This is a genomic window from Nocardia sp. NPDC060220 (assembly GCF_042727815.1).
Taxonomy (GTDB): Bacteria; Actinomycetota; Actinomycetes; order Mycobacteriales; family Mycobacteriaceae; genus Nocardia.
Genome location: NZ_JBHWZY010000608.1, coordinates 1 through 4,268, shown reverse-complemented (window position 1 = coordinate 4,268; position 4,268 = coordinate 1). Strand labels below are relative to the sequence as shown.

The window sequence follows — 4,268 nt, the reverse complement described above, 5'->3', positions numbered from 1 at the left end:
GGCATCGAGCTGTGCCGCAACCTGCTGGCCGAATTCGACGACCTGCACTGCCTGATCCTGACCTCGTTCTCCGACGAGCACGCCATGCTCGACGCCATCCTGGCCGGCGCCAGCGGGTATGTGGTGAAGAACATCGACGGGATGAAACTGGCCGACGCGATCAAGCAGGTGGGCGCGGGCCACTCGCTGCTCGATACCCGCGCCGCCGACGCCCTGCGCGCCCGGCTGCGCCGCAGCGCCGAACCCTCCGGGCCGCTGGCCGGGCTCACCGACCAGGAACGCCGGCTACTCGAACTGCTCGGTGAGGGTCTGACCAACCGGCAGATCGCCGCACGTATGTTCCTCGCGGAGAAGACGGTCAAGAACTACGTCTCGCGACTGCTGGCGAAACTGGGTGTCGAACGCCGCACCCAGGCGGCCGTCCTGGCGACGAAACTCCGCGAGCCGTGACGGTTCAGGACGGGACGACGATGGTGAGGTTCCCGTCGTAGCGGCGGTAGAGCAGGTTGCCGCGGCCGGTGTGGCTGTCGGTGAAGAACAGGTAGGGCAGCCCGGCGGCGCACAGCGCGTCGGAGGCCTCGTCCTCGGCGAAGACGGGAGCCGCGTCCTGCACCACCCGGACCGGCATCGCGCTAGCGGTCAACGGCAGCTCGGCCGAGGAGTCCGCCGCGGCGGTGAGCCGCTGCCTGGCCAGCGCGACGCCGTGCGGGTCGGCCCACGTGACGATGGCGTCCTCACCGGTGTCGGCGTCGGTGAACAGGTAGGCGTCGTAGTCCATCGCGTCCAGCACGGTGCTGGCTTCCAGCGGCGTTCCGGTCATCAGGGCACAGTCCTTGCGACGGATGATCGGCCGCGTCTCGGTGATCTGGGCCAGCGGCCGACGGGCCGGGTCGGGCCACGCGCCACGCGCTTCCTTGCCCGCGCGGCGGGCGAGCTGACGGTCGAGCCGTTCGGCGGCGAAGGTGACCGCGAAACCGCCGGGGCCGGTGACCTGGACACGGGTGAAGGTGTCGTTGGTACGGATATTGGCCTGCACCAGGGTCGGCTCGTCGTACCCCTGCGGCGCGGTGACGCGCACCCTGGCCGGACTGTCGAGATGATGCCTGCGCATCACGCGGGTGATGGCCCGAACAGCACGGGTGACGTCCTGGGCCGGCACTTCGCCACGCGTGGTCACGGCGAGCTCCGGGTCCGCGGCGGTCGTCCAGTGCTGGGTGCTCGACAACGAATTCATCATGTGCCCCACTTCTCGATCCCAATTCCCGGTGCCCAATGCCACCACTACCGCCGGTGCGAGTGAAGGGCCGAAAGTCCCCTCATTGCGGACTAGACTTTGCTTCGACTCACTCGAGGAGCTGCGAAGACGGGGTACTGCGATGGCGAACGACGGTCGGGGCGGCCGCTATTCGGCTGACCAGACGGTGTCGCGGCAGATGTTGCGCAGCCTGCTCGGCGAGGTCGCCGATCGGGTCGAAGTGATGATCGGTTCGCGCGATCGGATGGACGGCCTCGTCGAGGCCATGCTCACCGTCACCGCGGGTCTGGACCTGGACGAAACCCTGCGCACCATCGTGCGGACCGCGATGAGCCTGGTCGACGCCCGCTACGGCGCGCTGGCGGTCCGCGGCCACGATCAGCAGGTCGCGCAGTTCATCGACGAGGGCATGCCGGATCAGATCCGCGACCGGATCGCGCGATTACCCGCGGGCCACGGCGTACTCGGCGCGGTGTTCGCGCACAAGGCGCCGCTGCGGCTGGCCGATCTCACCCAGCACGAATCCTCGATCGGGTTTCCGGCGGGACATCCGCCGATGCACACGTTCCTCGGTGTGCCCGTACGCATTCGGGACGAGGTGTTCGGCAGTCTCTATCTGACCGAGAAGTCCGACGGTCAGCCGTTCACCGAGGAAGACGAAGTCCTGGTACTGGCGCTGGCGGCCGCCGCGGGCATCGCGGTCGACAACGCGCGACTCTACGAGCAGGCACGCACCAGGCAGGCGTGGATCGAGGCGACGCGCGATATCGCGACGGAATTCCTGGCCGGTACCGAATCCGATCGGGTGCTCGGCCATGTGGTCGATCACGCGCGCGGGCTCACCGGATCGCATCAGGCGTTTCTCGCCTCGGTGCCGGTGCCCGACGAATTGCCCGGCGAGATCAGCGAATTGGTGGTCACCCAGTGGACCGGCCCCGATGCGGGCCAGGACTGGCAGACCATCCCGATCGCGGGGACGGTGGTGGGCGACGCCTTCAGCAGACGCACACCGCTGCGCTTCGACGACGTGTCGCAGGTGACACTGGGCGTCGAGTTCCCCGTGGCCGAATTGCCCGGCGCCGGACCGGCTCTCGTGCTGCCGCTGTGCACCCCCGATGCCACCCTCGGCGTCCTGGTGACGTTCCGGCCGCCGGGTTTCGCGCCGTATTCCGACGAGATGCTCGAGCTGACGGCGGCCTTCTGCGATCAGGCCGCGCTGGCGGTGCGGCTGGCCGACGCGCAGCAGCGGATGCGCGAACTCGACCTCGTCGCCGACCGCGACCGGATCGCGCGCGACCTGCACGACCATGTGATCCAGCGCCTGTTCGCGATCGGCCTCACCGTGCAGGCGACCCTGCCCAAGGCAGTGGTTCCCGAAGTGCGGCAACGGCTTTCGACGGTGATCATGGATCTGCAGGAGGTGGTGCAGGAGATCCGCACCTCCATCTTCGATCTGCACGCCAGCGGCTCCGGTCACAGCGAAGGGCTGCAGCAGCGCCTCGAGGTGGCGATCCGTCGCCAGACCTCCGATATCGCCCTGCGCGCGACGATCCAGGTGTCGGGCCCGCTGTCGGTCCTCGATCCGCAGCTGGCCGACCACGCCGAGGCGGTGGTGCGCGAGGCGGTGAGCAACGCGGTGCGCCACTCCGGTGCCGACACCGTCGCCATCGTGATCGAGGTGGCCGACGATCTGGTGATCACGGTGTCCGACAACGGCTGGGGCATTCCGAACCACGTCATCCGCAGCGGGCTGCGCAATCTCGAGCAGCGCGCGCAGGAGGCGGGCGGGTATTTCGAGGTCGGTCCGGCGAAACGCCCCGACGCCGACGGCAATCACCCCGAGATGCCGGGCACACAGCTGCGCTGGGCGGTGCCCCTGCCCCAGGACGCGCCGACGACCGGCGGGTTCGCCCTCGCCGCCGGACCCGAGACGGGCGAGGATTGAGTCAGGCCGCGGCCAGGACCACGGCGGCGTTGTTGCCGCCCATTCCCATCGACAGTTTCAGCGTCGCGCCGTCGAGCAGCGGGGTCGGGCCGTTGAGCAGTCGCGGGTGCGCGGTCGCCACAGCCGGCGCCGACGCGACGATGCCGCGCTCGTAGGACAGCGAGATCGCGGCGACTTCGACCGCCGCGCAGGCGCCTTGACAGTGCCCGGTGAGCGGTTTGAGCGCGGCGATGGCGGGCCGGTCGTCGAAGACGGTGCGCAGCACGTCGCGTTCGGCGGCATCGCACTGCCTGGTCCCGGTGCCGTGCGCGTTGTAGTACGCCACGTCGCCGGCGTCGATCCCCGCGTCGGCCAGAGCGCGCCGGACGCAGGCGATGATCTGGGTGTGGCTGGGATCGACCGAGACGACATGGAAGGCGTCGTTGGTCATCGCGCCGCCGAGCAGCCGCGCATAGGGCCGCTCGACCGCGTCGGTGAGCAGCAGCGCCACCGACGCCTCGGCCATCGTGAAACCGAGGGTGCCCTCCTGAAAGGGCCTGCAGGCGGTGAACGGGTCGGCATCGGCGATCGCGGCACCCAGACCGACGAAATGTTCGAGCATGTCGGGAGTAGCCGACAGGTCGGTGGTGATGCACAACACATCGTCGACCAGACCCGCGTCACGCCACATCTTCGCCGTCAGCAGCGCGACGGTGCCCGAACTGCACGCCGCCGACACGTTCATCGCGGGCCCGTGGAAACCGAACTCCTGCATCACCACCGAAATGGGTGTCGACGGCAGCATCCGCAGATAGTCGCGTGAGCGCCGGTGGCCCTCGTCACGACGGTAGAAATCGCGCCAATCGGCGACATCGCCCAGGGTGAACGCGTGCACGAGGCCGACGGTGCGCCCCTCCCGGCGCCACCCGCGTTCCTGCGCGTCGGCGATCGCCTCGGCGGCCGCGGCGAACACGGCACGCCCGAACAGACCGGTTCCGTAGGCTGCGTCACCACCGTCGGGAATCAGCCCGACCCAGGCGTGCTGATCACGTCCGGGCCCGTAACCGGGGTACAAACGGGCTGCCGGGT

At 69.4% G+C, this 4,268-nt stretch carries 4 protein-coding genes; 2 read left to right on the top strand and 2 right to left on the bottom strand.

The window, feature by feature from the left end:
- The coding region (locus ACFWF3_RS26190) for a LuxR C-terminal-related transcriptional regulator (protein ID WP_379315970.1) at positions 1-450 on the top strand (450 nt) is incomplete at its 5' end.
- Positions 451-454: 4 nt separating this feature from the next.
- Here the strand turns inward: ACFWF3_RS26190 and ACFWF3_RS26185 are convergent.
- Positions 455-1,237 carry a sigma 54 modulation/S30EA ribosomal C-terminal domain-containing protein gene (locus ACFWF3_RS26185; protein WP_378637062.1) on the bottom strand — a complete coding sequence of 261 codons (783 nt, stop codon included), beginning with the start codon at positions 1,235-1,237 and terminating at the stop codon, positions 455-457.
- Positions 1,238-1,376: 139 nt separating this feature from the next.
- Here ACFWF3_RS26185 and ACFWF3_RS26180 point away from each other — a divergent pair, with 139 nt between their 5' ends.
- Positions 1,377-3,200, top strand: coding sequence for a GAF domain-containing protein (locus tag ACFWF3_RS26180; protein WP_378994126.1), 1,824 nt, complete (start codon positions 1,377-1,379; stop codon positions 3,198-3,200).
- A gap of 1 nt (position 3,201) precedes the next feature.
- On the opposite strand, the gene ACFWF3_RS26175 is transcribed toward ACFWF3_RS26180, so the two are convergent.
- A partial coding sequence (locus ACFWF3_RS26175; RefSeq protein ID WP_379315968.1) for a beta-ketoacyl synthase N-terminal-like domain-containing protein occupies positions 3,202-4,268 on the bottom strand: 1,067 nt, incomplete at its 5' end.